We start from the raw sequence: 25,226 nt of genomic DNA on the forward strand, positions 1-25,226 counted from the left end.
AATTTATGCAGTTTTCTCTTTCGGTAGCAAGTTCTTACAGAAGATTGCAATACAAAGTAATCCAATAAATCCAATAAAAGAAAGGCCGCTGTGGAGAAGCCAGAAAGTTACGGCGCTCATTGTTTCAATCAAACTTGCAAGTTTTCCAACGATGATATTGCACAAACAAATATGAAGCCAAAAGAAGGAAATCATAATTGTCGCAATGCTTTTTGGTGTTAATCTTGATACCAGAGAAAGGCCAATCATTGTACTCATTGCAAAACCAAAGTCATTGATTGTATGAAATAAGATTCCCCACCAAAGGCTTATTTGATGTGGCTGAGGATAGATAAAACTGACATAGGCAAGGACAAGCGGTCCTATAGAGCCAATAAAAGTTCCTATAAGAATTTTCCCCATATCTCCCATTGGTTTTTGATGTTTATCGTAGCTCTGCCAAAACCATAGAACAAGAACCGCCGTAATCGTAGAAATCATCCCATCTAAGGAATAAAGATCACTTACAGGGAAGTTATAGTTTAGAATTTGGAGGTTGTACGCTTGCTCGGCCCAGATTAAATAGCCGTCATTAAGCTCCATATTCGGAATAGCGCTAATGGCGAAAAGCAACATTATGACACAGATGAGAGCAATATTTTTCTTTTCTAAGCGCGTAAATTTAGGGGAAGATAAAGCACCTTTCTTTTTATGTGTGATGGCAGGTGCCGCAGGAAGATATTTTAAGCCTAAAATGTAAGTAAGCCCTGCAAAGCTCATGCCAACAGCGCATAAAAGAAAGGCGTATTTCCAGCTTGTTTCCGAGACCCAAGAGGTTAGAAGGGGTGAAAACATTACTGCAATTTGAATACTGAGAGAATAGATTTGGTAAGCATCGGAACGGCGACGATCCGTTTCGGAATAGAGTGAACCAACTTGCGCTTTTAAACAGCCAACGAAACCGGTTCCAATCAGAAAAAGAAGAATAGAAACAACAAATAAGGAAGGCGACGCTAAGGTAATAAGTCCTGCTGTGGCCAGAAGAAAACCAAGAATGATGGCACGATTGCGACCGAGAAAATAATCGGAGAAGAAAGCACCAAGCAAAGGCATTGCAAAAAGAGCTGCCAGATACATTCCCATAATTGCGGCGGCCATACCTGTAAAACTTGGCGGATGGTAGAGAAAATTACTTAGTTTAATGAGTGCTGTTGCGCCAAAAATATGAGGAATTGTTTCTGGATGTAGAACAATCCTTTGCATATAAAAAAGTAAAATAGCTTGCATACCGTAAGTTGCTGCCGCAACCCAAAATTCTGTTAAAGCCGCAATCCAAAGACCAATTGGTTGGCCGAAAAGAGACTTAAGATGCAAAAGATGCAAATCTGTATCAGAAGATGGTGGTGATTCTGGTATAAGTTCGGTCATGCACAGTTCTAACAAAATAAGAATGATTATAAGGAAGGGGGAAAGGCTAACAGAATATCAAGATAAGTATATAGATGTTATAATATATATTATGCCAACTCGAAGGAGATATATTCCTTGTTAAGACGTTTTCCAATAGAAGTTAAAACCTCGTGGGATGTTATTTCACATTTTTGCGCTAAGGCTATAAGCGGCTGAAACTCTCCTAAGAGCTCAACAAAATCGCCAACCTTAACCTTATCGGCATGATCTGTAATATCTATCATGAGAGAGTCCATAGATATTCTCCCAATAATCGGAAAAGCAATGCCATCTTTCCATAGAAAAATATCTTCGTTCCTTTTTCGAGACGTTAGACAGCTATCTGCATATCCTATACCGATTGTTGCACTTACGGTTTTGCGTTTTGCTTTCCAGGTATGGCCATATCCAAAAGATTGACCCGCATTATATTCAGAGATTTGGAATATGGGGGCTTTTATTGAAACTGCATTCATAAGCGGAGATATTTTGTTTTCTCTTAATGGACTGTAAAGCCCAACCCCAGGACGAACGACATCCAAATGAAATTCCTTCCCCAGAAAAATGCCTTCTGATGCAGAGATTGATCTTGGAATGCCAGAAAAGGATTGATTTGTTATGTGTAAGAAACTTTCAAGCTGTTCCCTATTGCTAGGATGATCTTCTTCACTGGCGCAGGCTAAATGCGTTAGGACAAGCTTAATATTTAAATCCTTCAAAAAGGACTTTTTGGCTTCCGATACAGATAAACCAAAACGACTCATTCCAGAATCAATTTGGATAGCACAAGGCTTATTCCGATGATTTCGATGCCATTCGAAAGCCTGATTTAAAGTATTAAGTACAGGGATAAGGCCCGCTTTTGCAATTTTTTCGGATTCATTTGGTAAAAAACCATGTAGAATAAAAATATCTATTTCTTTTCTGTTTTTTATGCGCAAATCATTTAGTAGATACCCTTCAGATGGCGTTGCAACAAAACACCCCTGCATTTCATCTAAGAGATTCTCGGCAATTTCTTCCATGCCTAGGCCATAAGCATTTGCTTTTAAAACTGGCATACAAACAGCAGGAAACGTTATTTGTTTAAGATATTTAAAATTTTCTTTGATTCTCTTAAGAGAAATAATTGTGACAGCATTTCCTGCTTCTTTTGACTTTGTATAAATATTTTCCATACCTGCCTCATCCAAAAATCTCTTATATTTATACAATATTCTTTATTCTTTAGGCATGTTTTTTCAATAATGACTTGCAGGGTTTTTTTTTCGGGGTTAGAGAGTAGACACAAGGAATAATTTTGAAATTATTTTGCACGTGCACTGGAAGATAGTGTAGTAATACATTACTTGTTATTCTAACTTTTCTATCTTGCAGACGCATTTCAACAATTTGTCACGCTTTTGCGAATATTTTTCACCTACCCCCTTTAATTATTTTTTAAGGGGGCTTCTTGGAGCCTCGTCAACGCTTGCCTGAAGAAAACAGCCCCCATATGAATTCTATTACATTAACACCTACTGATTCAGGTCTTCCTCCTTGTTATGGAGAGTTTTCCACCCTTCCAGAAGCTCTCGATTATGCCGCTAAGGGAAAAACGGGGTATAATTTCTATTCTGGACGTGGGGAGTTAATTGAATCGTTATCATATAAACGACTGCGCGAAGAAGCCTTAAAAATTGCCAAGATACTCATTGCACTAGGCTTGAAACGTGAAGATCGTTTGGCGCTTGTTGCTGAGAATGATGGTGATTTTGCCCGTATCTTCTATGCTTGCCAATATGCTGGCATTGTCCCTGTTCCCCTTCCATTACCTGTAGCTTTTGGAGGACGTGAAGGATATATCACAACAATCCGTGGAATGGTTTCAAGCTGTGGTGCATCCGCTATTGTTATTCCTGATATTATCGGCAGTTGGGAAAGCGAGATTTTAGAAGGGTTGGATCTTAAATTTGGGGGATCGCCAAAAGCACTTTTTGAAAAGCCTTCTTCTGAAAATGTTGAGCTTCCAGTAGCTTCCCCCGAAGACTTATCTTATATTCAGTTCTCTTCTGGGAGCACACGTTTCCCAATGGGAGCATCCATTACGCAACGTTCTGCATTAGCAAATACATACGCTATTGGAAATTACGGTTTGGAAGGACGTCCGGGAGATCGTGGAATTTCTTGGTTGCCGCTTTACCATGATATGGGTCTTGTTGGCTTTTTCTTAACGCCGATGGTCTCCCAGATTTCAGTTGATTTTCTACCAACAAGAGAGTTTGCACGTCGGCCTTATATTTGGCTGAAATTGATTTCTCAAAATAGATCTACAATTTCCTATAGCCCATCTTTTGGTTTTGATCTCTGTGCACGCCGCGGTGTTCGCGAGGAATTAGATCTTTCCAGTTGGAGAATTGCTGGTATTGGTGGCGATATGGTTCGTCCTGAAGTTTTAAAGCTTTTTGCTGAAACTTTTGCGGAATGTGGCTATACGAAGAAGGCTTTTGTTCCTAGCTATGGTATGGCAGAAACAACACTAGCCCTTACCTTTGCTCCGCTAGAACTTGGCATGCAGACAGATGTTATTGATCTCGATGAACTTGAAAACAATAATATTGCAAAGCCTGTAAATCCTGAGGAATGTTCTCGCAGCCGTGAATTTGTTTTGTGTGGCTACCCTCTTCCTGCACATGAACTTCAAGTTCGTGATGCAAAAGGTCAAATTGTGCCAGAGCGTTCTGTCGGTCGTATCTTTGCTCGTGGCCCAAGTGTTATGCGTGGTTATTTTAAGCGGCCAGAAGAAACAAAAGCTGTTTTTGATTCCAATGGATGGCTAGATACTGGCGATTTGGGCTATTTCCTGCGTGGACAAATTGTTATCACAGGAAGGGCAAAAGATCTTATCATTACGAATGGTCGAAATGTTTGGCCTCAAGATTTAGAATGGAGTGTTGAACACGAAATTTCTGGCGTTCGTTCTCGGGATGTTGCAGTTTTCTCAATTGCGACTGATTCAGGTGAAGACATTGTTACGGCGATGGTTCACTGCAGATTGCAAGATCGAGAGGCTCAAGAAAAGCTACGTGGCGAGATTGTTGCACTCTTCCGTCGCCTGCATGGTGTGGATGTTAAAGTTGTCCTTGTTCCACCAAGAACACTACCTCAAACATCATCAGGGAAGTTAAGTCGCGCTAAGGCAAAAGCACTTTTGGTAACAAAAGCTGTTTCTGATTTGTCTGAGGCAGAGTAATTTTAGTTAATTTTTACAAATCACCTTTCTTCGTAAAGAGAGGTGGCAAGAATAGAGGCATTAAATATTATGGCTGAAAATGTGAGTCAAATTTCAGAACTCATTATCTCAAAGCTCCTCAAAAACCCTAAAGTTCCACGTGACATTACTGGTGACAGTCGTATTGTTGAGGATTTAGCCTTTGATAGCTTGGCTGTGATGAATTTTGTTATGGAAGTTGAGGATGAACTGAATGTTTCTGTTCCTCTTGACTACTTGGCTGATGTGAGAACAATTAATGATTTAGCCGAGTGCCTTGTTAAACTACAGGCAGATGAAGAATGAAGGATATTTTTGCCAAATACGCCCCGCTGGTAGCAGAAGCGCGTTTGCTTTTGAGCAATAATCGGCAAAATCCTTTTAATGTCGTTATTGAAGAAGCTATCTCCCCTACACGTGCTTTTATTAAAGGGAAAGAAACACTCCTATTTGGCACCAATAATTATCTTGGTTTAAGCCATTCAGATGCAGCTAAAAAAGCAGCAATTGAAGTTATCAAAAAGCACGGTGTTGGTACGACAGGTTCTCGTATTGCAAATGGAACATTATCAATTCACCAAGAGCTAGAAACTACCTTTGCAGAAGCTTTTGGTAAAAAACATGCAATTGTTTTTTCTGGTGGATATCTTGCGAACTTGGGTGTTATCTCAGGAATTGCGGATAAGAATGATATTATTCTTTTAGATGCAGATAGTCATGCCAGTATTTATGATGGTGCACGTCTATCTGGAGCACAAGTTTTACGTTTTCGTCATAATAAGCCGGAGGATTTGGAGCGCCGTTTAAAACTTCTTAAAGATCATCAAGGAAGTGTTCTTATTGTTGTCGAAGGTATTTATTCGATGACAGGAAATATGGCACCTCTAAAAGAGTTCGTAAGAATCAAAAAGGAATATGGTGCGGCACTTCTGGTTGATGAAGCACATTCTTTTGGTGTTTATGGCGATAATGGTCTTGGAATTGCAGAACTCCAAGGTGTTTTAGATGATGTTGATTTCGTTGTAGGGACTTTCTCTAAAGCAATTGGGACAATGGGCGGTTTCTGTATTAGCGATCGTGAAGAGCTTGAATTGGTACGTGTCACTTCTCGTCCCTATATGTTCACAGTTTCACCTTCTCCAGAGATTATTGGTGCAACACTTGCAAATTTGAAAGAAATTCAGAGCCATCCTGAATGGCGAGAGAATATTCAAAGAAATGCAAAGCAGTTAAATATTGGTTTAAGAGAAATGGGATTTTCTCCTAATAAAGATATTGCTGCAATTATTGGTGTCCCTGTTGGAGAAACTCCAAGAGCAATGCTTTTTTGGGAAAAACTTCTCAAAAAAGGAGTTTATGTCAATCTGTCCCTTCCCCCAGCAACACCAGATAATAATGGTTTGCTAAGGATGTCCGTAACGTCATCCCATACGTCGGAAGAGATTTCTCAAGCTCTAAAAAGTATTAAAGAGGTTAAAGAAGAGATGGAAGCGTTTGATATATAACTTATATCAAACGCTTCCTTTTCCTTTTAATATGAAAGAAAATATTATTTTCAATGCTGTCATTGGAAGCTCAATGCGTGGATATTTTCTTTCATAGAGAGAGACTTTGACGATAATTCCGGTGTGCCTTCTTACTTTCCAACGTAGATAATCAGCACCGCCATTAAATGTTATTCCAGCTTTTAATAAGCGTAAAATATTTTGAATCTTTCCCCAAACTCTTATAATTCTCCATCTTTGTTGAAAAGATTGGCGTAAATTTTCTTCTATATTTAGACTGAAATTCTCTTCTTTTGAAAAAGATATCCCCATCTCTTTCCAAGAAAGCGGGAAATATTTTGTGTAGCGTTCAAGATTTCGCTCTATAAGCATCGTAATACGCTCAGGTTTTTCAACTCTGATTTCAGTTTTGAAAGTATTAAAATAAATCGTCTTTAAATATGTTTTTGTACTGCCTCTACTGGGCCCCAAAAGCGCACTCCAAAGACTCGCTGTACAAACTGATCTGTAGATTTCTTGATTTAAAAGAAAGCGCGCTTGTTCATCCCTTGCCCACGCAAGATAAACAGGCTGAGAAAAGCGTGCCCAAATAGTTGTATCTAGACTTTTTAGATTGGTTCTTTGTTTTAGCTGAGATAAGGAGATAATGGCGACTTTTGCACGTTTATCCTTATATTTTAGGAAATAGATATTAGGTGGGAGTATCTTATTGCCTAAACTTGCAAAGATTTTTTGTGAAAAATCTTCCAGTCTATCAAGGACCAGATAAAAATCAATTAATCCGTCTTTATCTAAATTTTTTGTTTGAGATCCGTAAAAAATGAGTCCTAATGGCGGGTTTTTACACTGTTTTTTAATATATTCTGCAAAGTTAAGAATATCAGGATGAGAAATTTTCTGCGTTTCTTCTGCAATTAAGCGAAATAATAGAGACATATTTTCCTTAGACTAAAAATTCTATTTCAGGGCCTAACTCTATTTTTATTTTTCCGTTTCTTGAAGGCGCAATAAATTCACCATCTAGAATAAAGTTTGCCTTTAATTCTGCGGAAATATAAGAAGTTTTACTGCTCTGATAATCTTTATTTTTCTTGATCCAGAATGGGATTTTACCCCGCATGAGAGGCAAAATAGCTTTTGGAAAACGATTGGGAAAGGAAGAAACACGTAAATAATTGAATCCCTCCAGCCTGCTTTCACCTTCACACCAAAAAGGCCACATTCCATAAGGAAGTGATTTAAGTGGGGTAAAAACTGTAAAGAAAATATCTTTCGAAAAATGCTGAAATTCTATATTTTTCCATGGCATTTCAACACCTTGATAATGTTTATTACGTTCTTTTTTTGAAGTAATAATTTCTATCGTTTTTTTTAAAATTGTTCCTAAGATAGCGCTGCGATGTGGGGCTAAATTTTCAATTTCATTTCGACTACAATTAACGGCTGTTTCAAAAAATCCAGCCCCCCCGAACATACCTAGTTGCGCTGAACGCTCATCATCTGGAAATGAAATTTTGAGGGTACGTCGAAAAACCGAGGATAATTTTATTTTTTGATGTGCAATATCAAGTAGATATTTTACATCTCGGCGCATAGCATGGATATCATAAGCAATAAGATTTGTATTTCCAGAAGGTAAAATCGTTAGTTTTGGAAAGTTGTTTTGGGTATATATATTGTCTATCGCCGTCATTACTCTGGAGATCGTTCCATCCCCGGAGCTAATAATGATATGGTTTATCTTTTTTTGCTTAAAAGTTTGAATAACCTGATTTAAATCTATGCCTTGTTTTGAAGCGATACAGAATTCTTTTGAAAAAAGAATTTCAGCAAGCAACACCAAACAACCCATATCTTTTTTATTTTTCAAAGCATCAGGCGTATAAATAAAAGCGATTTTCTTCATCAATAAGATATCCCACAGTCATTCATTTTATAACAGAAAATATTCCTAAATTTAGAAAATTTCTGTAGGCAAAATTCCTTTCTAGTTGTAGGGTATTAGGGCATTAACAGGCAATAGCATTATTTTATTCTGAATGTTTTGTAATGTCTTTTCTTCCAAAGCTAAGAAGCAAGAGGAGCTCTCATATCTTATGACATCACACTTTCAAAATTTTAAGTTAAAGATTCAAGAAAGAACTTTTAAGCGTAAAGGAAGAAGTTTTGACTTGGGTAAAATGAATGTAAAGCAACTTTGGGCAGGTTACCTCACTTATCCTACGATTTTGCTTTATTTCTCATTAATTGCAGCATCTGCAATTCTGATGATTCATTTTTATACGAATTTAATTTCTGTTCTTGCGCCCATTGCGTTAGTTTCTTTTCTTTTTCCTACTATATGGTATGTCATTCATCGTTGGATTATGCATGGAAAATGGTTTTATCAGCACCATTTTACAGCAAAAATGTGGAAAAGAATTCATTGGGATCATCATCAAGATCCCCACTTGATGGAAGTTTTATTTGGTTCCCCTATCCACACCCTACCGTCAATTTTTTTGATCTGTACGCCGGTTGGTGCTTTGATTGGCGGCCTTTCTGGGGCTTTTGCTGCTATTGCAACAGGCTTATATTTAACCTGTTTTTATGAATTTTTTCATTGTATTCAGCATCTTGGCTATAAGCCAAAAACAAAATGGGTTAATTATATTAAAAAATTACATGTTCTCCATCATTTTCATGATGAGGATGGTAATTATGGCATTACGAATTATCTCTGGGATCGTTTTTTCTCTACTTATTATGAATCTGCGACAGATCGTCCCCGAAGTCCAAAAGTCTTTAATTTGGGATATACATTAGAGGAAGCTAAGAAATATCCTTGGGTAATGGATTTGACCGGATCTCCTCCGCGCGATCGCCCTGATCCTGCACATCCTCGTCCTGCAACCGCTTGAAGAAAAAAATGGAAAGAATCCCTGTTTTAATTCTTTCTGGGTCTCGTTTGGGAGAGGAAGATATTCTTGCAAAAGCAGGAGGGGTGCCACATAAGGCTTTACTTCCTGTTGGGAATATCCCTATGGTTGAGCGTGTTTATCGTGCAATAAAGAATGCCGAAATCGACTCTAAGATTTTTGTTGCGTCTGAAGATGAGGAATGGATAAAAAAGTCTAACTTAAAAGATGTTACTTTTATTCCTTCTCGACCCAATCTTCCCGAGACCATTTTTACTTCCTTAGAAATTACGGGGTATCCTTGCCTAGTCGTTACCGCAGATCATGCTCTTTTAGAAGCTAAATGGTTGCATGAGTTTCTCTTCAAATCTAAAAATTTCTCAGCAGACCTTACCTGTGCGATTGTTTTAAAGGAAAGTGTAGAAAATATTCCTTTTAAAAGTGTTAGGACCTATATTTCACTATCAGACATACAGTTTTCAGGATGTAATCTTTTCCTTTTAAAGAACCCATCCTCAAAGAAAATTGTTACCTTATGGAAAGAAATTTACCATCTTCGAAAGTCACCATTGCGCATGGTACGTATTTTAGGTTTTACTTTTTTGTTGAGAGCTTTATTTAGAAGACTCAGTAGCAGTGCCCTTTTAGGACGAATTAAAGCATTAACGAATGCCTCTTTAGAATTTGTTATTTTAGAGGATGGGCATGCAGCAATTGACGTGGATAAAATTGCAGACTGGGAACTTGTGGAGGCTTTAATTAAACTTAAAGAAAATTAAAATTTTTATGTTTTCGTTAAAGAAAATTTTAGCTTTTTTCATATGTGTATTTTTCTTTTCTTCTGCACATGCCTCAGCCAGAAATGCAGAGCAAAAAGTTGTTGATGATTCAACACAAGAAATTGATGTTCTCCTTTTCAATTTAAATAATCAATTCCCTTCCTTTATCAAAGAATTATCTCCTCTTAGGGGAATTATTTTTTGTCCCAAAACATCCGAATCCTCTACTCTGTTTAATAAATTTTCAAAAGGAAAATGTGTTTTGCTCAGTCGAGATTCTCAAGGGGGATGGTCTGCACCGGCTTTTTATAATTTATCGCAGGAAGACGGTTGGGAATTTTCGAAAGAAGAAGAAAATGAGTTTGTTTTCTTTATCATGACGCAGAAAGCATTGGAGGCATTTGTGGATAAGGATATTACCCTAAAGAAAAATAAAACACTTTCTATTATATCTCTCAAAGAAAATATTTTTACCCCAAGAGTACCAGACCTTTATGCTGCGAAATTTTCTCGCCAATCATTTCAAAATATGTCTTTAAATATTAAATTTTCTTCTGACGATTTGGCAAATAAACAATATTATCATGCATCTGTAGAGCCCATAGATATTTTAATTTCAATGAAAGTAAATAATCTAAAGGCGGATAATTTACGTAGAAAACTTATGTATTCTTTTTCGGCATAATTTTCGTTTTATATCTAGGCTTTTGCTGTGATCGATGCCATTGCTGAATACGTTTTCTATGTTGCGCAAATGTCATTGAAAAGACATGCCCACCTTTTCCATTTGCAACAAAATATAATGCCTCACCGCTATCTGGATGTGCTGCCGCTTGCAAAGAGGCTAAACCAGGAGAACAAATAGGTCCTGGCGGTAATCCTTTATTGCGGTAAGTATTGTAAGGACTTTCTATTTTTAAATGTTCGAAAGTAAGGCGCCGGTTAGGAACCTCTTCTCCCTTTAGGGTAAGAGCATAAAAGATTGTGGGATCTGTTTGAAGAGGCATGTTTTTTCTTAGGCGATTCAAAAAGACCCTTGCAATTTTGGATCTTTCTGAATCAAGAGAAGTTTCCTTTTCAATCAGAGATGCAAGGATTAAAAGGCTAAATGGATTATCAATTAACCCATTGAGTGATTTTGTATCACGTCCTTGCCATGCATTACTTAGGGCTCTTTCCTTGATTGTATGCATTCGGGATAAAATATCATTTCTATCTGAATTCAAACTATAGGCATACGTATCTGGAAAAATATACCCTTCTTCAAAATTAACTTCTTTTCCTTCTAACCCGGGAGCATGGTTTAAGGTATCTCTTACTTGAAGGGCTGTTAATCCTTCTGGAATAGATAAAAAATGAACAACAGGCGGAGAAAATCTCAAAATATGTAGAATATCTTTGAAAGAGCTAGAAGGAGGAAAATAATATTCACCACTTCTTATCGGGCCCTGCCAATAAGTAATTTTTGAAAAAAGATTAAAAAAAGCCCTCCATTCAGGTGACTGTGGAAGAATTTTTCCCTTCTGTAAAATAGACCCTAATCGTGGACGACTAGAAATAGGAATATTTTGATTTCCACCAATACAAGGTAAAGGTTCCGAGTAAAAATGAATTAAATTCTTGACCGTCTTAGTGGTTAAAAAACTCCAAGAAGTTGCCGCAATAAAGAAAATAAGAGAAAGGCGATGATAATTTTTTATCTTTTGATAAAAACATGTCTTTTGAAGATATTTATATATGAAAATAACTCCTCTAAAGATCTTATCAAAAAGAAAATAAAAAATTTTCTTAAAAATTCCGCCAAGATAACGAAAAAAGGCAACGAATAATTCCATGCCTTTTTCCCCTATTTCCTATTCAAATAAGCCCAATGTTTAAACTTTCTTTAGGAGAAGAGAGGCATTTGTCCCCCCAAACCCAAAGCTATTCGACAAGGCAACATTAATTTTTCTATCTTGTGCAGTATGTGCAACACGATCAATGAGTGTTTCAGAACTTGGATTATCAAGATTCAATGTTGGCGGTGCAACATTATTGTTCATTGCTTGTAAACAGAAAATGGTTTCCACAGCCCCAGCAGCACCTAAAAGGTGGCCAATCGCTGATTTTGTTGAAGACATTGCAAGATTGCGTCCGTGATCACCAAAAATTCTTTCAACAGCACTAAGTTCTAAGTCATCAGCCATTGTTGAAGTTCCGTGAGCATTGACGTAATCAACTTCATCAGCGTTCATACGCGCATCTTTTAAAGTCGCTTTCATGGCTCTAAATGCCCCGTCGTGCCCTTCAGAAGGCGCTGTAATATGATAGGCATCTCCGGATAAACCATATCCGACAAGCTCACCGTAAATTTTTGCACCACGGCGTTTGGCATGTTCATATTCTTCAAGAACAACCATACCTGCGCCCTCACCCATGACAAAACCATCACGGTCTTTGTCCCACGGACGAGAAGCTTTTGTTGGTGTATCATTAAAATGCGTCGAAAGCGCTCTCGATGCATTAAATCCAGCGACACCAATGGAGCAAACAGCCGCCTCAGCACCACCTGCAACCATAACATCTGCATCACCGTGCTGAATAAGACGAGAAGCGTCTCCAATAGCATGCAAACCTGTCGCACATGCGGTGACAACAGCATGATTAGGGCCCTTAAATCCATATCTAATAGAAAGATGGCCTGCAATCAGGTTAATTAAAGCTGATGGGATAAAGAAAGGAGAGACACGCTTTTTGCCGGAATTAATCAGGAGAGAAGCATTGTAAATGTTTTGAAGTCCTCCGATACCAGAACCAATCAAAACACCGGTAGAACAGAGATCCTCTTCATCCGTAGGCTTCCATCCTGAATCTTCCACAGCCTGCACTGCGGCAACAAGACCTAGATGAATAAAACGATCCATCTTTTTTTGATCTTTTGGAGGAATCCAATCATCTAGGTTCAGCTTACCTTCGGATGTTGCACCTTCCGGAACTTCTCCTGCCACCTGTGCTGGGTAAAGCGTTCGGTCAAAGTGAGTAATAGGACCAATCCCGGATTTTCCTGAAACAAGATAATCCCAAGTTTTCTGGGCGCCTACCGCAAGAGGACTCACCATGCCAATACCGGTGATCACAACGCGTTTTCTATGTGGATTTGAAGAGCTCATGTCCATCCATTTTAAGTAAAAAATGCGGCGCCTTTTTTATTGATAGCGCCGCTAGAATTAAACTGTTCAGTCTTCTTTCTGATTTTCGATATAATGAATAGCATCAGAAACCGTTGAAATTTTTTCAGCAGCATCTTCAGGAATCTCAACAGAGAAAGCTTCTTCGAAAGCCATAACCAATTCAACTGTATCCAAGCTATCTGCACCTAGATCATCGATAAAAGAAGCGTCTGGTGTTACTTTGCTTTCATCAACACCCAAATGCTCAACAACGATTTTTTTCACTTTATCAGCGATTGCATCACTCATCTTTTTTTCCTTCTTTATCCTAATATCAAAAAATTCCAATTAAAGAGATCTTCTAGACGAAGAAAATCTGATTAATTCAACAGTTAGGACATAATAGAATGCTCTAACACGAATTTCTTACTTACTCAAAATATTATATCATGGCCATCCCACCGTTAACATGAAATGTTACACCGGTGATCCAACTTGCTTCCTCTGACGCTAAAAAGACAACAGAAGACGCAACATCCTTAGGGGTTCCTAAACGTTTAAGCGGAATTGAATCTATTAAACGTTTTTTAACGGCTTCTGGAAGGTTTTCCGTCATGGAAGTATCAATAAAGCCGGGAGCAACCACATTCACTGTAATGCCGCGAGAAGCGACCTCAAGCGCAAGTGCTTTACTCATACCAATCATCCCAGCCTTAGCGGCAGCATAATTAGCTTGGCCCGGATTTCCCGTAGCACCAACAATAGATGATATAGAAATAATTCTTCCACTACGGCGCTTTACCATCCCCTTCAGAACAGTACGAGATAGACGGAAAGGACTTTCTAAGTCAACCTTTAGAACATCATCCCACTCTTGATCCTTCATCCGAATCGCAAGATTATCTCTTGTTAGACCGGCATTGTTAACCAAAATATCAATACCGCCCCCCATGAGTTCTTCGGACTTAGCAACTAATTTTTCAATTTCATCTGAATTTGAAAGGTCAGCTGGGGCAACAAAAACCCTGTCATTCCCCAACGAAGCTGCTAATTCCTCTAAGGCATCTTTTTTACGGCCACTCACCGTAACCCATGCACCTTGTTGATGAAGTGCACGAGCAATTTCAGCCCCAATGCCACCAGAGGCACCTGTAACAAGGGCTTTTTTTCCTGAAAGAGAACAAAAATCCATATTTTTTAAACTTTTTCTGTTGGGTTGAAAATACGTTCCAGCATTGCTTCAATTTCCTGCATAGTGCAGGCTTTATCATTTTGCAGACTGGAATCAATTCTTTTTGCAAGGCCTGTTAACGTTTTTCCTGCCCCTAGTTCATGATGATGTGTAATGCCATCTTTCACAAAAGATTCAATGGTTTCACGCCATCTAACAGAGCCTGTAATTTGACGCGTCAATAAATCAGGAACTTTTGCGATATCATGTTCAGGCTGAGCCGTAATATTGGCCCACACGGGTGACATATGCCCTTCCCAAGTAAGCTGAGAGAAGGCTTCTGACATTTTCTCAGCAGCAGGGTGCATTAAAGAAGAATGAAAAGGTGCAGAGACAGCCAATAAAACTGTTTTTTTGGCTCCTTTTTCTTTCCCCAAAATTAAGGATTTCTCAATTGGAAGAAGATCACCAGACAAGACAATCTGCCCACCGCCATTATCATTCGCAATTTCAATCCTGCCGAATGTCTTTAGCGTATCACACATTTCTAATGCCTGCTCATGAGAAATGCCTAATATCGCAGCCATCCCCCCTTTTCCCGAAGGAACAGCAGACTGCATAGCCTCTCCGCGCAAGCGTAAAAGATGCGCTCCCTCTGAAATGCTTAAAGCACCTGCAGCGGCTAATGCGGCGTATTCTCCTAAAGAATGACCCGCAAGCGCACTTGCTTTTTCAGAGATGGAAAATCCCCCTTCCTTCTCCAAAACGCGTAAAACAGCCATAGAAACAGCAAAAAGTGCCGGTTGCGTATTGCTTGTTTTTGTTAAATCTTCCTGACTGCCTTCAAAAATAAGATCACTTAATCTTTCTTTGAGCGCATCATTCACTTCTTCAAAAACTTCACGAGCTACTGAACTTTCTTCAAATAGCTCTTTCCCCATCCCTGTGAACTGACTCCCCTGTCCAGGAAAAACAAAAGCATGCTTAAATTCCATTGAGGATCCTTTTTAAAAAATAAATCAAACAAAAATCACAAATATTATGATTGTTTGTCTTCCCCTTAAATAAAACACTATTTCATAAAATCTTATAGCATTGATAAGAGCAAATGCCGTGTAAAAAAAGGGGACATTTCGTATATATTACTTTAGCCCCTATCCCACAAAATAAAATTTATATTATTTTGCATGATAGGATGAAAATCTTCAAGATTCCTAAAAATTTCTAACCTCTTATTTTCCCCAACCTTACCAGATCACAACACGATCTTTTTCTGGAATGAAAAGTTCTTGTTCTGGTGTCACATGAAAATCTGAGTACCATTGTGAAATATTGTGACATGGAACATTAACTCTCGCCAATGGCGCGGAATGTTCATTACTAAGCGTTAATGCCCGCAGAGCATCAGGACGTATTTTTTCACGCCAAACCTGCGACCAACCAAGGAAAACACGCTGTGTCCCAGACCAGCCATCTAACCTTTTATCTAATGAAATTCCCTTAAGTTGAGCATCCTTTTTATAGGCTTCTAATGCTAAGGTTAAGCCACCTAAATCCGCAATATTTTCGCCTAATGTCATTTTTCCATTAATATGCAATCCAGGTAAGACCTCTATCTGTGAATATTGAGAGGCTAATCTATCTGCTTGTTTTTGGAAGGCTGAGGCAGATTTTTCTGTCCACCAGTCAGAAAGCCTTCCAGAAAAGTCGTAATGACGTCCCTGATCGTCAAAACCGTGCGTCATTTCATGCCCGATCACGCCGCCTATAGCGCCATAATTAATAGCTATATCTGCTTTGGCATTGAAAAAAGGTGGTTGCAGGATTGCCGCAGGAAAAACAATCTCATTCATTGTGGGATTGTTATAAGCATTCACCATCTGGGGAAACATATCCCATTCATCACGATCAACATTTTTATCAAGTTTCGCAAGCTGGTATGCCCATTCGAAAGCGATAGCACGCTCAGCATTTCCGTAGAGGTCACCTTTCTGAATTTGTAAATGGTCATAAGCTCGCCATTTATTCGGATAACCAACCTGAACTTCAAAATGTTCTAATTTTTTAAGTGCAGCTTCTTTTGTTGTCTTATCCATCCAAAGATTCTGCTCTAAACGTGTCTGAAATGTTTTTTTCAATGCTTGAATAATATCTGTAATTTTTTCTTTAGAATCCGCAGGAAAATATGCTTTGACATAGAGACGCCCCAAAACCCATCCCATAGCGTCATTTGAAGCATGAATACCTAATTTCCAGCGATCTGGTCTTTTTTTGACGCCTGCCAAAACCTGTTGATTAAATTTAAATTCAGCATTTGCATATGCACTGGATAAATAAGGACTTGCCCTATCAAAACTTCTGAAAGCTACCCAAGCCTGTAAAAGATCTGCCGGTGTTTTGGCTAAAATTTTAGCCATAGAGGCAATTGCAGCAGGCTCGCGTACGTTAATAAGTGCTTTATTTCCTTCAGGGTCGTCGATATTTGCAGCTTTAAAATAAGCTTTCCAGTCAAAAGAAGGTGCAATTTCCTCTAACTGATGCATCGTCATAGGATTAAAAGTTTTTACAGCATCTCTGGTCTGCTCCCTCGGAAGCTGTACCTGTGCAATTTCTGTTTCTAACGCAACAATTTTTTTTGCGTAATCTTGTGGATTTTTCCATTGCAAAAAAGAAAGCATCTGTGTCGCATATTGCTGATAAGCTCTTTTTTTTGCTTCTAATGCGGGGTCTGTATAATAACTCGCATCGGGAAGTCCTAATCCGCCAGAAATACCGACTGACATCCCTTGATCTAAAACAAGCATATATTTGCTTGGATCTTCTTGATTTTGCTCAATCCCTAAAACAAAAGGTGCATAATTAAATCCTTCATTTCCCTTTCCGAAAAAAGTTGCAAATTCGTGAGGTTGAGAAAGTTTTTGAATTTCCTTTTTTTTCAAAAGAAAAGGTTTTACGCCTAGTTTTTCAATCGCTGCCTCATCCAAAAAGGATTCGTAGAAGATACGAAGTTTCTGCGCATCAGAATCATTCTTTAATGATTTGTGAGACAAGTTTTCTAATATTTTTTTCTGACGACTCAGCGTAAGTTCTTGTAAAATATTAAAAGGCCCGTAGGCACTTCTATCCGAAGGAATCATTAAAGATTTTAGATAGGCTCCATTCGTATATTCAAAAAAATTATCTCCAGGAAAAACAGAATCATTCATCCCTTGCGCATCCCACCCCCACTCTGCTGTGGATGCCATACATGCCGTTGAAACCGTAAAAGTTCCTAAAAGTGTAACGAGCAAGCGACAACGAAAAAAAGAAGAGAAGTAGGAAGAATGGGACATTGTGCTATTACGCCTTATAAGTTCATGCTGGGAAAATATTTTTTCGGCTTTTCTGCTTACGCAAGTATTTTGTAAGATACATCCTTATTTATTTAGGAGTTTTTGTCTAGTTATGCCTAACGCCCTCTCCACGCTTTCTAAATGTCGTCACGATTGGAAGAAAGAAGAAGTTAAAGCCTTATTCGATTTACCGTTTGCAGATCTTTTATTCAAAGCACAGCAAGTTCATCGGGAAAATCATGACCCTAACCATGTCCAGATTTCCTCCCTTTTATCTGTTAAAAGTGGCGGATGCCCTGAAGATTGCGCTTATTGTCCACAGAGCTCTAAATATAATACGCCTGTCAAAGCAGACAAATTAATGCCTTTAGAGAAGATTGTTGCACGCGCAAAAGCTGCAAAAGATCAGGGCGCTGATCGCTTTTGTATGGGGGCTGCATGGCGTTCTCCAAAAGAAAGAGATATGGATGCTATTTGTGAAATGGTTTCTGCTGTCAAAGCTTTAGACATCGAAACATGTCTTACAATGGGGATGCTAACCTCAGAGCAGGCAAAGCAACTTAAAGAAGCAGGATTAGATTATTATAACCATAATCTTGATACTTCGGAAGAGTTCTACGGAACAGTCATTACAACAAGAACCTATCAAGACCGCCTTGAAACGCTTGGACACGTAAGAGACAATGATATTCATGTTTGCTGTGGCGGCATTATCGGTATGGGAGAAACCATTCTAGATCGTGTGGAACTCATCCGTACACTCGCCAACCTACCTGTTCATCCAGAAAGTGTTCCTTTAAACCTTTTGATACGAATTGAAGGAACGCCTTTAGAAAAACTTCCTGATTTGGATATTTTAGATTTTATCCGAACAGTTGCCGTAACACGTATTTTAATGCCTAAAAGCCACGTGCGTTTAGCAGCTGGCCGTAAAGATATGTCAGATGAAGCACATGCTTTGTGCTTTTTTGCCGGTGCCAATTCTATTTTTCTCGGAGAGCAGCTTTTAACGGCAGAAAATCCAACAGCTTCACGTGATGAAGATCTCTTGAAACGTCTAGGGATCAAAGCGTTTCAAAAATCTGCATGCTGTTAAATAGAATGGAGGGGGGCTGCCCCCTCCCTTTTTTCCCTATAAGCTTCTTACAGAACAGAAGCCTTTTTACTTTCAATCACTTGCAATCGAAAATTCTGAGCCTTTTTGCTGTTCCCGGCACGTTCCAACGCCTCTGCCTCTAAAGACAACGCATCTCTCATAGGCGCATATTCATGATGAAGGCGACGTTTGGAAACTAATATTTCAGCCGCTTTTTCAGCGTTATTATAATTTCCCTGAAGAATTTGCTCTCTTATTTTAAGCTCATCTTCATTCTCATTTTCGACATTATTTTTCTCGGAAATCACAGAAATATCATGAATATCCTTTTGAAGCGCTTCAGAGTTTTTCAGAGAAAAATCATTTAAACCTTTAATATAAAAAGCATGTGTTTTTATTTCGATATTTTTTGCTAAGAAACATGGCTCAAGCGCTTTTTGTGATTCTTCCCATTTATTTTGTGCATTTAAGATAACCCCTTTTATCAACGCCAAATGCACTGAAATCTTTTCGATACCATGTTGCTGAAGGGATAATTGTGCCTTTTTAACTGTTTTTAAAGCAGAAGGAGCATCACCATTCCTAAGTTGTGAAAGCGCTAAATTATAAGAAGAAATTGTGATTGATTCCGTATCCCCTGCTTGAAATGCACGTGTAAGGGACTGCTGATAAAAGGGGATCGCAGCTTGAATACGATTTTCATCGACCATATCAGAGCCAGTTTCCATCAGACTAATATATGTATCGTCTGTCCAGTTTTGACTCGGCGTTGTTGCATGAGAGCACGCTCCCAATACCAGTAAGCCTATCAATACGGCTTTTTTATAATATTTTTTCTCAATCATGGTGTTGCCTTTGATGGCGGAAGAGCAAGCTGATGCGCTGTTGTTTGTTTTCCATCGCCGCCAAGAATCCACATAGTTCTCAACTGATTTGAAAGCTTTCTTAAGCTTGCAGCTGTCATCTCTGCTTCAGCCAAAACGGCAGGAAGCTGAGATGTTGTCGCATCTGTATTCTTTAGAACATTATCCACATGCGGCATCGTATGATTCACATTAATCGTAAGATCATTAAGCTGCTTTTCCAAAGGACGGAGCTGCGCAATTGATTTTTCAACACTATCAAGAAGTGTATTTACTTTCTTAATTGTCTCATCCCTTGCTAAGAGCGCCCCAACAGTCCCCTTACCTTTTTCAATCCCTGTAATGATAAGACGTGTTTCTTTTGTGATAACCTCAACGTTTCTTGTAATCGCCTCTACGTTATCCATTGCAGGAACAGCACGTGCGTGAATATCTTTTAGCGTATCCATAATGAGATTTTGTGGATTTGGTGCGACGGAGGCATTCAATACGGCAAATCCCCAATCTAAAGGTTGCCCTCTTCCACGTCCAACATCCATATAACTCGCCCCTGCCACAATAAAACGGCGACTAATCATAACAGGACTATCTGTTCGGATAAAAGGTTCAAATTGTGGCTCAATGCTTCCAACAGCGTACATCCGTCCTGATTCATTTAAGCGAAGCTGACGAATTTCACCTGCATGTGCTCCCATCACTTCAATGTCGCTTCCGACGCCAATACCCGCAATCCCATTCGGTGGCAAAATAAAATAAAGCGTTCCTGAGGGGGATAGCCATTGCCGGACAAAACCAGCCTCAACAAGAGAAGCAATAAAGACAACAATGCCAATAAGGACAAGTAAACCTGTCCATTCGTTTGCATATTGACTACGAAATAATGTATTTTTGGCAGTATTTAAGCGCCTAAAGCGAGCCACTAAAACATCTCCTTTTTGGGAAATAAACCATCGTCATCTAAACGAAATCTTTGACAAAATTCTAATCCTGTATTTTCCCAAATTGAGGGATTATTAGAGGCCCATAAGATTGCGGCCCCTCTTTCCCTCGCTTGACCTAAAATATTCATAAAAGCATTATAAAAATCTGGGTGTTCCAAGGAAACAGGATTTTCGAAAAAAAGTACTTCTGGATATCCCAAAAACGCACGAATACATTGAGAACGTTTAGAATCTAAGGGAGATAATTGTTTGGGTGGCAGAAGCGGTAATCCCGGCATTCCGAATTTTACAGCCAAATCTGTTGCCGTTTCAATTAAAAGCTTTTCAGGCAAAGAAGTATGATGAAGATTCGGCCAGAGAATATTTGTTTCTGTCTCTAAAAGATCCAGCCATCCTCCGACCTGAAAAGTTCTTCCAAGTTTTCCACGTAGCGCATTTGCCTGAATAGAGCTTAATTGAGACCACTCCAATCCAAGGCAACGAATATTCCCTTGGGATACGGGAATAAGCCCCATACAAAAATCGAAAAAAGCTGAAATAAGGGGGGCGCTCTGGCACTCTATTAAAGCGCATTCACCTGGACTAAGTGTCATATTATAACGACTAAATCCGAGTTCAAAAGATGCAGGTGTCGGCACCGCATCCACGATCTCTAAGGCAAATTCCCCTAAAATAACACGTGCTTCTTTATTTATTTGGTTTCCAGTACGACTCATTTCACGAGAACATCCACAGCAACATTTAAAATAAGAATAGCAACAATTCCTCTTGTGAATCCCTTTGGAACAACACGTGTCATATTTTCTGCCAGTGAAACATCTAAGCCTGTTAACGTGGAGCTGATACCAACAGCAAAACCTGTTAATAAGAATTTAAGAGGAATAGCAATATAATTTGCGGGGTCAATACTCGACGTCACCCCGTATAGAAAAGACCAAATCGGCATACTGGCCATTCCCTCTGCCCAACATGCAATATATCCTGTAACAAGTGAGATAATGCTAAAAAGCATACCTAGGGTAAAAGACCCGGCAGTAAGTGCAATCGTTCTCGGCATGATAAATTGCAAAAAGGAATCTATCCCCATTGCCTCTAAGGCTCTAATTTGTCCAGACAGACTTAACGAACTTAAATCAGCAACAATTAAAGAACCAGATCGACCAAGAAGAATGATACCGACGAAAAGCGGACCGATCTCTTTAACAAGAATACCTGAAAGCACAGAACCTGTAATTTGAGACATTCCGGCAAAACCCAGCCAGTAAACAGCCTGCGTAACAATGCCGATACCGCTCAAAATAGCCGTTACCAAAGTACTGGGGATACCGCCCAACGTTGCCTGATTAATCGTTCGCCAAAAATCAATTTTGACACTTCTGCGCCATGAAGTCCGCACACAGGAAACCAGCAGCACCCCCCAACTGACCCCGATAAATTTCAAAAGAAAGCGAGGCTGGAAAAGGACAAACCTTCCCAATGCGGCCAATGATTCTTGAATCCAATAAAAGTGAACAGGAACTTTCACCAGTGACCTGCCAAAATATAAGAGGTTGAGACACCGGTATCCGGAAGATAAAAATTGCCTCTTGGACGGAATAAATATCTGTCTTTTAATTTTTGATGTGCTGCCTCAGAAACTTGAATAACACCCTCAGCAGGCGCACTTTCTGCAAGTAGCTCGGCCGTTGAAAGAGATTTCCCCCAGAGATTAAAGACTTTGGGATCATCTCCAAGATGAGAAACCAAAGCAACACCTGTATCAATTCCAATACTAAAAGAAATACGTGTGTTCTTTTGCGCTAAAATAGAGAGGCATTTTTCTCTGATTTGTAAAGCCGCTTCAGCAAGCTTCATAAGTGCACTGGGATCTGCTTCCAAAGAACAATTTCCAAGAAAAACAACACGATTTCCTAAAACTTGCAGGGCAAAAATAGAAAGTCCTTTGCAAATCGTCTGGATTGTTTCCGCCAACAGCTCAACCAACGCAATATTATTTTCATTGGCATCATGTTGATTGGAATAGGAGCGATTTAGCTTTAAGACCATTACAGGAACATCTGGATAGAGTCCTGAGCTGGGAGCGTCACTTGCATTTTCTTTAGGATCAATAAGAAAGCCTGGTAAATGCTTAAAATGCCCTTCAGTCGCAGGGAAAGTTATGCTCCCATTAATCTTATCGTCTTTTTTCGGATAATTACTTGTCGAAAAACGTAATCCCATGATGGCCGAAACAAGAGAAATTACCAGATCACCTTGCTCTAAATATTTAGGTGTTGCCAGTGTTAAAGCGCCTATAGCTTGATGCATATTTAAAATAGGGTAAAAAGTAACATTTCCCTCTAGACCTGCTTGAGAAACCAAACGTGAGAGCCCCTCTACCCCCTGATAATTGCTCGTTGTCGCAGAACCAATTTCAATAGATAAAGAATGCCCATCTGCCAATGCTTGAAAAAGATTTTGATTGACACCACGCTCAAGCTCCATGCCGACAGCATGAACGCTTCTTTTAACATCATATAAATCTTCACAGACCAAAGAATTTCCATCAGGCAATAAACGCCAAATCGCCACTCTTGAAGAGCCTGTCATACTGGCAAGCGTTTCTGTTAAGATAGGAATATCACGATCCGGACTTAAAATACCGGGAGTAGTCGCAATTTTAAGAAGTGTTGCACGTTCTCTTTCTTCTTTTTGATTACTTTCAATTTCTTCTTTTTTATAGCGACGTATCCGGCTCCCCTGATACATGAGTGCCACAGATAAAAATAAGGCCAGTAAAATAATAACAGACGAAGAGAAGAAGCTCTGCTTTTTTGTCATTTGAATGAAATTAGCGAACTCTTTTTCTGGGGCATTTAAAATAAGCACCCAATTTCGTTGCGTCTCCGGAAGGTCAGCTGTAATCGCAATATAATTCTGCTTTCGCGCAACAATCATATGCGCACCAGGACCATTCACACGAAAAATATTTAAAGCTCTCGTAAAAACAGGCTGCGTTACAGGATTAAGAAAAACATCTGTAGCATCAAAATCAGGACTATTCAGTCCGATCATATTATGCCCAGCAATCACCTTCCCGTTACGATCAACAATGACGGCCTGTCCTGTTTTTCCGATCGTTAAACTATTAATAAAATCACTTAACTCATTCAGAGAAATATTAATCGCAAAAACTTTTCTGTTTCCATGCGCATCGGAATAGGCTGTTGAGGCTGTAATTAAAAAATGATGCGTATAAGAATCCCAATATGGCGATGTCCAGTGGACGGGATTAGCCGCATCTCCTTCAGACGCCTCTTTTAAAAGACCACTGACAGCATTGCTGTACCAATTATCTTTTCTAGGATCTGTATATGGAATATTTTTATTCGAGGTTTCAGAAACTTTCTCGCCGTCAGGTGTGACAATATGCTGTGTATAGTCTGCGGCGGCTTCATCGGAGTGTGGTGAAATGGAAATTTCTTTAAAATTCTTGCCATCTTTGGCGACAATCCAGAGCTCCCCATCCTGATTTGCAAGATAAAAACTATCAACTTGATGGGAAAGCCTTAGAATAGAACGTGTAAATAGCTTAAAATAAGTGACATTGTCCTCTTTGGAGGTGCTGTCCAGCATATCATGCGCAAGGCGGCCACTTGCATGTGCAGGTGCTAAATAGTCTGTTACTTTCTGAGCAACATAACGCTGTTGGCTCTCCATGAGTTTTTTAGAAAGCGCAACCGTCCCTGTATGTGCCACCTCATAGTTTTTCCATGAGGCCCAAACAATGGTCCCAATAACGATAGCAACGCTAACGATTGGAAGACATATCGCAAGAATTTGCCGTCTATGGGCTTGCAAGTCAGAATAAGGATCAATAATTTCAGGTGTCGGCACGTTGTTTCTCGACCTCGTTAACAGATAATAACAGACATAACGATATTTTTATCGGGAAAAAAGTTTTTTATCATTAATCTTGATGGAAAAAATACTAAAATGGACTTCTCCCCCCTTCTTTCTCGAAAAATACTGCAAATTTCAGGCGCTGACCGTAAGAATTTTCTCCAGGGACTTGTGACCTGTGATATAAATCAGCTTTCAGAAGATTCTTGCTTATATGGACTTTTTCTAACCCCAAAGGGCCGTATTAAGACACCTTTTTTTCTTTTTGAAAAAGATAATTATTTTCTTATGGATTTGCCTTCCACAAAAATCGAAGAAATTCAAAAATATCTTTTACGTATGAAATTACGAAATCAAATAGACCTAGCCTTCAGCCCTTTAAAAGCTTTTGCCTGTTCGTCTAGAGAGAATCTAAACAAAACCGTTCAAAAAATAGCTTTAGATCCTCGATTCCCAGCTTTAGGTTGGCGTGGCTTATACAAAACTTCTGAGCAAGATAATATCATCAACGGCAAGAGTGATGCGATTTATAAACAATATTTATCAAAGAATGGCATTTTAGAAGATGATCTCATTCTTTCACGTGAAGAAGAAAACTACCCTTCCGAATTAAATTTAGATTTTTTAAATGCCATTTCATGGACAAAAGGCTGCTATACAGGACAAGAAGTAACCGCACGCTTTTATCATCGTTCCCTAACAAAACGCCGCCTCATGCCTTTAGAAAACACTTCTTCTATAAAAATAGATTCCCTTGAAAGATCTTATTTAAATGATAAAGATGGCGCAAAAGCAGGGGAAATTATTTATGCAGACCCATCCGGCACGCTCTTGGCGCTTATTGAAAAAAAATATTGGGATGAACCTGTTATTTTCTTAAAAGAGACTTCTCTTAAAATTCAAAAGCCAAATTTTTTTCATTGCGCGTAAAGA

At 39.0% G+C, this 25,226-nt stretch carries 23 protein-coding genes; 8 read left to right on the forward strand and 15 right to left on the reverse strand.

The genetic code is table 11. The annotated features are described in order from the left end of the window. Positions 1-3: 3 nt before the first annotated feature. A complete protein-coding gene (locus FAI41_00040; GenBank protein QCE32107.1) occupies positions 4-1,407 on the reverse strand; it encodes a peptide MFS transporter in 1,404 nt (467 codons plus the stop codon). Between the two features lie 89 nt (positions 1,408-1,496). Then, positions 1,497-2,642, reverse strand: coding sequence for an alanine racemase (gene alr, locus FAI41_00045; protein ID QCE32108.1), 1,146 nt, complete (start codon positions 2,640-2,642; stop codon positions 1,497-1,499). Between the two features lie 281 nt (positions 2,643-2,923). Between alr and FAI41_00050 the strand changes: the two genes are divergently transcribed. The 3 genes from FAI41_00050 to FAI41_00060 all read left to right on the forward strand — a co-directional run bounded on the left by FAI41_00050 (position 2,924) and on the right by FAI41_00060 (position 6,183). Continuing rightward, positions 2,924-4,660 carry a fatty acyl-AMP ligase gene (locus tag FAI41_00050; protein QCE32109.1) on the forward strand — a complete coding sequence of 579 codons (1,737 nt, stop codon included), beginning with the start codon at positions 2,924-2,926 and terminating at the stop codon, positions 4,658-4,660. 69 nt (positions 4,661-4,729) lie between these two features. Beyond that, on the forward strand, positions 4,730-4,984 hold the full coding sequence (locus FAI41_00055; GenBank protein ID QCE32110.1) for an acyl carrier protein: 255 nt from the start codon (positions 4,730-4,732) through the stop codon (positions 4,982-4,984). After that, positions 4,981-6,183 (forward strand): aminotransferase class I/II-fold pyridoxal phosphate-dependent enzyme, encoded by a 1,203-nt coding sequence (locus FAI41_00060; protein ID QCE32111.1) that lies wholly within the window; start codon positions 4,981-4,983, stop codon positions 6,181-6,183. Before FAI41_00055 ends, FAI41_00060 begins: the two co-directional genes overlap by 4 nt. Positions 6,184-6,189: 6 nt before the next feature. Here the strand turns inward: FAI41_00060 and FAI41_00065 are convergent, their stop codons facing one another. Together FAI41_00065 and FAI41_00070 are read right to left on the reverse strand one after the other, a co-directional pair. Continuing rightward, positions 6,190-7,119 carry a hypothetical protein gene (locus FAI41_00065; protein QCE32112.1) on the reverse strand — a complete coding sequence of 310 codons (930 nt, stop codon included), beginning with the start codon at positions 7,117-7,119 and terminating at the stop codon, positions 6,190-6,192. 7 nt (positions 7,120-7,126) lie between these two features. Then, positions 7,127-8,089, reverse strand: a complete 963-nt coding sequence (locus FAI41_00070) for a hypothetical protein (protein QCE32113.1) — start codon at positions 8,087-8,089, stop codon at positions 7,127-7,129. 190 nt (positions 8,090-8,279) lie between these two features. On the opposite strand from FAI41_00070, the gene FAI41_00075 reads away from it, so the two are divergent. Genes FAI41_00075 through FAI41_00085 form a run of 3 tightly spaced genes read left to right on the forward strand, consistent with a single transcriptional unit; the run spans position 8,280 to position 10,544 of the window. After that, a complete protein-coding gene (locus tag FAI41_00075; protein QCE32114.1) occupies positions 8,280-9,083 on the forward strand; it encodes a sterol desaturase family protein in 804 nt (267 codons plus the stop codon). Between the two features lie 8 nt (positions 9,084-9,091). Then, complete coding sequence (locus FAI41_00080; protein QCE32115.1) at positions 9,092-9,859, forward strand: hypothetical protein; 768 nt, start codon at positions 9,092-9,094, stop codon at positions 9,857-9,859. A 7-nt stretch (positions 9,860-9,866) separates the two neighbouring features. Further along, positions 9,867-10,544, forward strand: a complete 678-nt coding sequence (locus FAI41_00085; GenBank protein ID QCE32116.1) for a hypothetical protein — start codon at positions 9,867-9,869, stop codon at positions 10,542-10,544. Here the strand turns inward: FAI41_00085 and mltG are convergent. The 6 genes from mltG to FAI41_00115 form a co-directional block, all read right to left on the reverse strand. Further along, complete coding sequence (gene mltG / locus FAI41_00090; protein QCE32117.1) at positions 10,522-11,694, reverse strand: endolytic transglycosylase MltG; 1,173 nt, start codon at positions 11,692-11,694, stop codon at positions 10,522-10,524. The two genes, FAI41_00085 and mltG, sit on opposite strands and share 23 nt — an antisense overlap. A 39-nt stretch (positions 11,695-11,733) precedes the next feature. Then, positions 11,734-13,008, reverse strand: a complete 1,275-nt coding sequence (fabF, locus tag FAI41_00095; GenBank protein QCE32118.1) for a beta-ketoacyl-[acyl-carrier-protein] synthase II — start codon at positions 13,006-13,008, stop codon at positions 11,734-11,736. Positions 13,009-13,074: 66 nt separating this feature from the next. Next, positions 13,075-13,317: an acyl carrier protein gene (locus FAI41_00100; protein ID QCE32119.1), complete on the reverse strand. Its 243-nt coding sequence runs from the start codon at positions 13,315-13,317 to the stop codon at positions 13,075-13,077. Positions 13,318-13,450: 133 nt separating this feature from the next. Beyond that, the gene (gene fabG / locus FAI41_00105; GenBank protein ID QCE32120.1) at positions 13,451-14,200 is read right to left on the reverse strand and encodes a 3-oxoacyl-[acyl-carrier-protein] reductase; all 750 of its coding nucleotides are present in this window, start codon (positions 14,198-14,200) and stop codon (positions 13,451-13,453) included. Between the two features lie 5 nt (positions 14,201-14,205). After that, positions 14,206-15,174: an ACP S-malonyltransferase gene (fabD, locus tag FAI41_00110; GenBank protein QCE32121.1), complete on the reverse strand. Its 969-nt coding sequence runs from the start codon at positions 15,172-15,174 to the stop codon at positions 14,206-14,208. Between the two features lie 252 nt (positions 15,175-15,426). Further along, on the reverse strand, positions 15,427-17,385 hold the full coding sequence (locus tag FAI41_00115) for a M13 family metallopeptidase (GenBank protein ID QCE33734.1): 1,959 nt from the start codon (positions 17,383-17,385) through the stop codon (positions 15,427-15,429). A gap of 238 nt (positions 17,386-17,623) precedes the next feature. Between FAI41_00115 and bioB the strand changes: the two genes are divergently transcribed. Continuing rightward, entirely contained in the window at positions 17,624-18,607 is a 984-nt protein-coding gene (gene bioB / locus FAI41_00120) for a biotin synthase BioB (GenBank protein ID QCE32122.1), read from the forward strand. 47 nt (positions 18,608-18,654) lie between these two features. Here the strand turns inward: bioB and FAI41_00125 are convergent, their stop codons facing one another. From FAI41_00125 to FAI41_00145, 5 genes are read right to left on the reverse strand one after another with little or no spacing between them, the layout of a single operon-like run. Continuing rightward, complete coding sequence (locus FAI41_00125; protein ID QCE32123.1) at positions 18,655-19,452, reverse strand: hypothetical protein; 798 nt, start codon at positions 19,450-19,452, stop codon at positions 18,655-18,657. Next, positions 19,449-20,390: an MCE family protein gene (locus FAI41_00130; GenBank protein QCE32124.1), complete on the reverse strand. Its 942-nt coding sequence runs from the start codon at positions 20,388-20,390 to the stop codon at positions 19,449-19,451. The genes FAI41_00125 and FAI41_00130 overlap by 4 nt, the downstream gene beginning before the upstream one ends. Beyond that, a complete protein-coding gene (locus FAI41_00135) occupies positions 20,390-21,127 on the reverse strand; it encodes an ABC transporter ATP-binding protein (protein QCE32125.1) in 738 nt (245 codons plus the stop codon). Before FAI41_00135 ends, FAI41_00130 begins: the two co-directional genes overlap by 1 nt. After that, entirely contained in the window at positions 21,124-21,939 is an 816-nt protein-coding gene (locus FAI41_00140; protein QCE32126.1) for an ABC transporter permease, read from the reverse strand. Before FAI41_00140 ends, FAI41_00135 begins: the two co-directional genes overlap by 4 nt. After that, positions 21,933-24,287, reverse strand: a complete 2,355-nt coding sequence (locus FAI41_00145; protein ID QCE32127.1) for an adenylate/guanylate cyclase domain-containing protein — start codon at positions 24,285-24,287, stop codon at positions 21,933-21,935. Before FAI41_00145 ends, FAI41_00140 begins: the two co-directional genes overlap by 7 nt. A 99-nt stretch (positions 24,288-24,386) precedes the next feature. Here FAI41_00145 and FAI41_00150 point away from each other — a divergent pair, with 99 nt between their 5' ends. After that, on the forward strand, positions 24,387-25,223 hold the full coding sequence (locus tag FAI41_00150) for a hypothetical protein (GenBank protein QCE32128.1): 837 nt from the start codon (positions 24,387-24,389) through the stop codon (positions 25,221-25,223). Positions 25,224-25,226 lie beyond the last annotated feature (3 nt).

It is taken from the genome of Acetobacteraceae bacterium (genome assembly GCA_004843165.1).
Lineage (GTDB): Bacteria > Pseudomonadota > Alphaproteobacteria > Acetobacterales > Acetobacteraceae.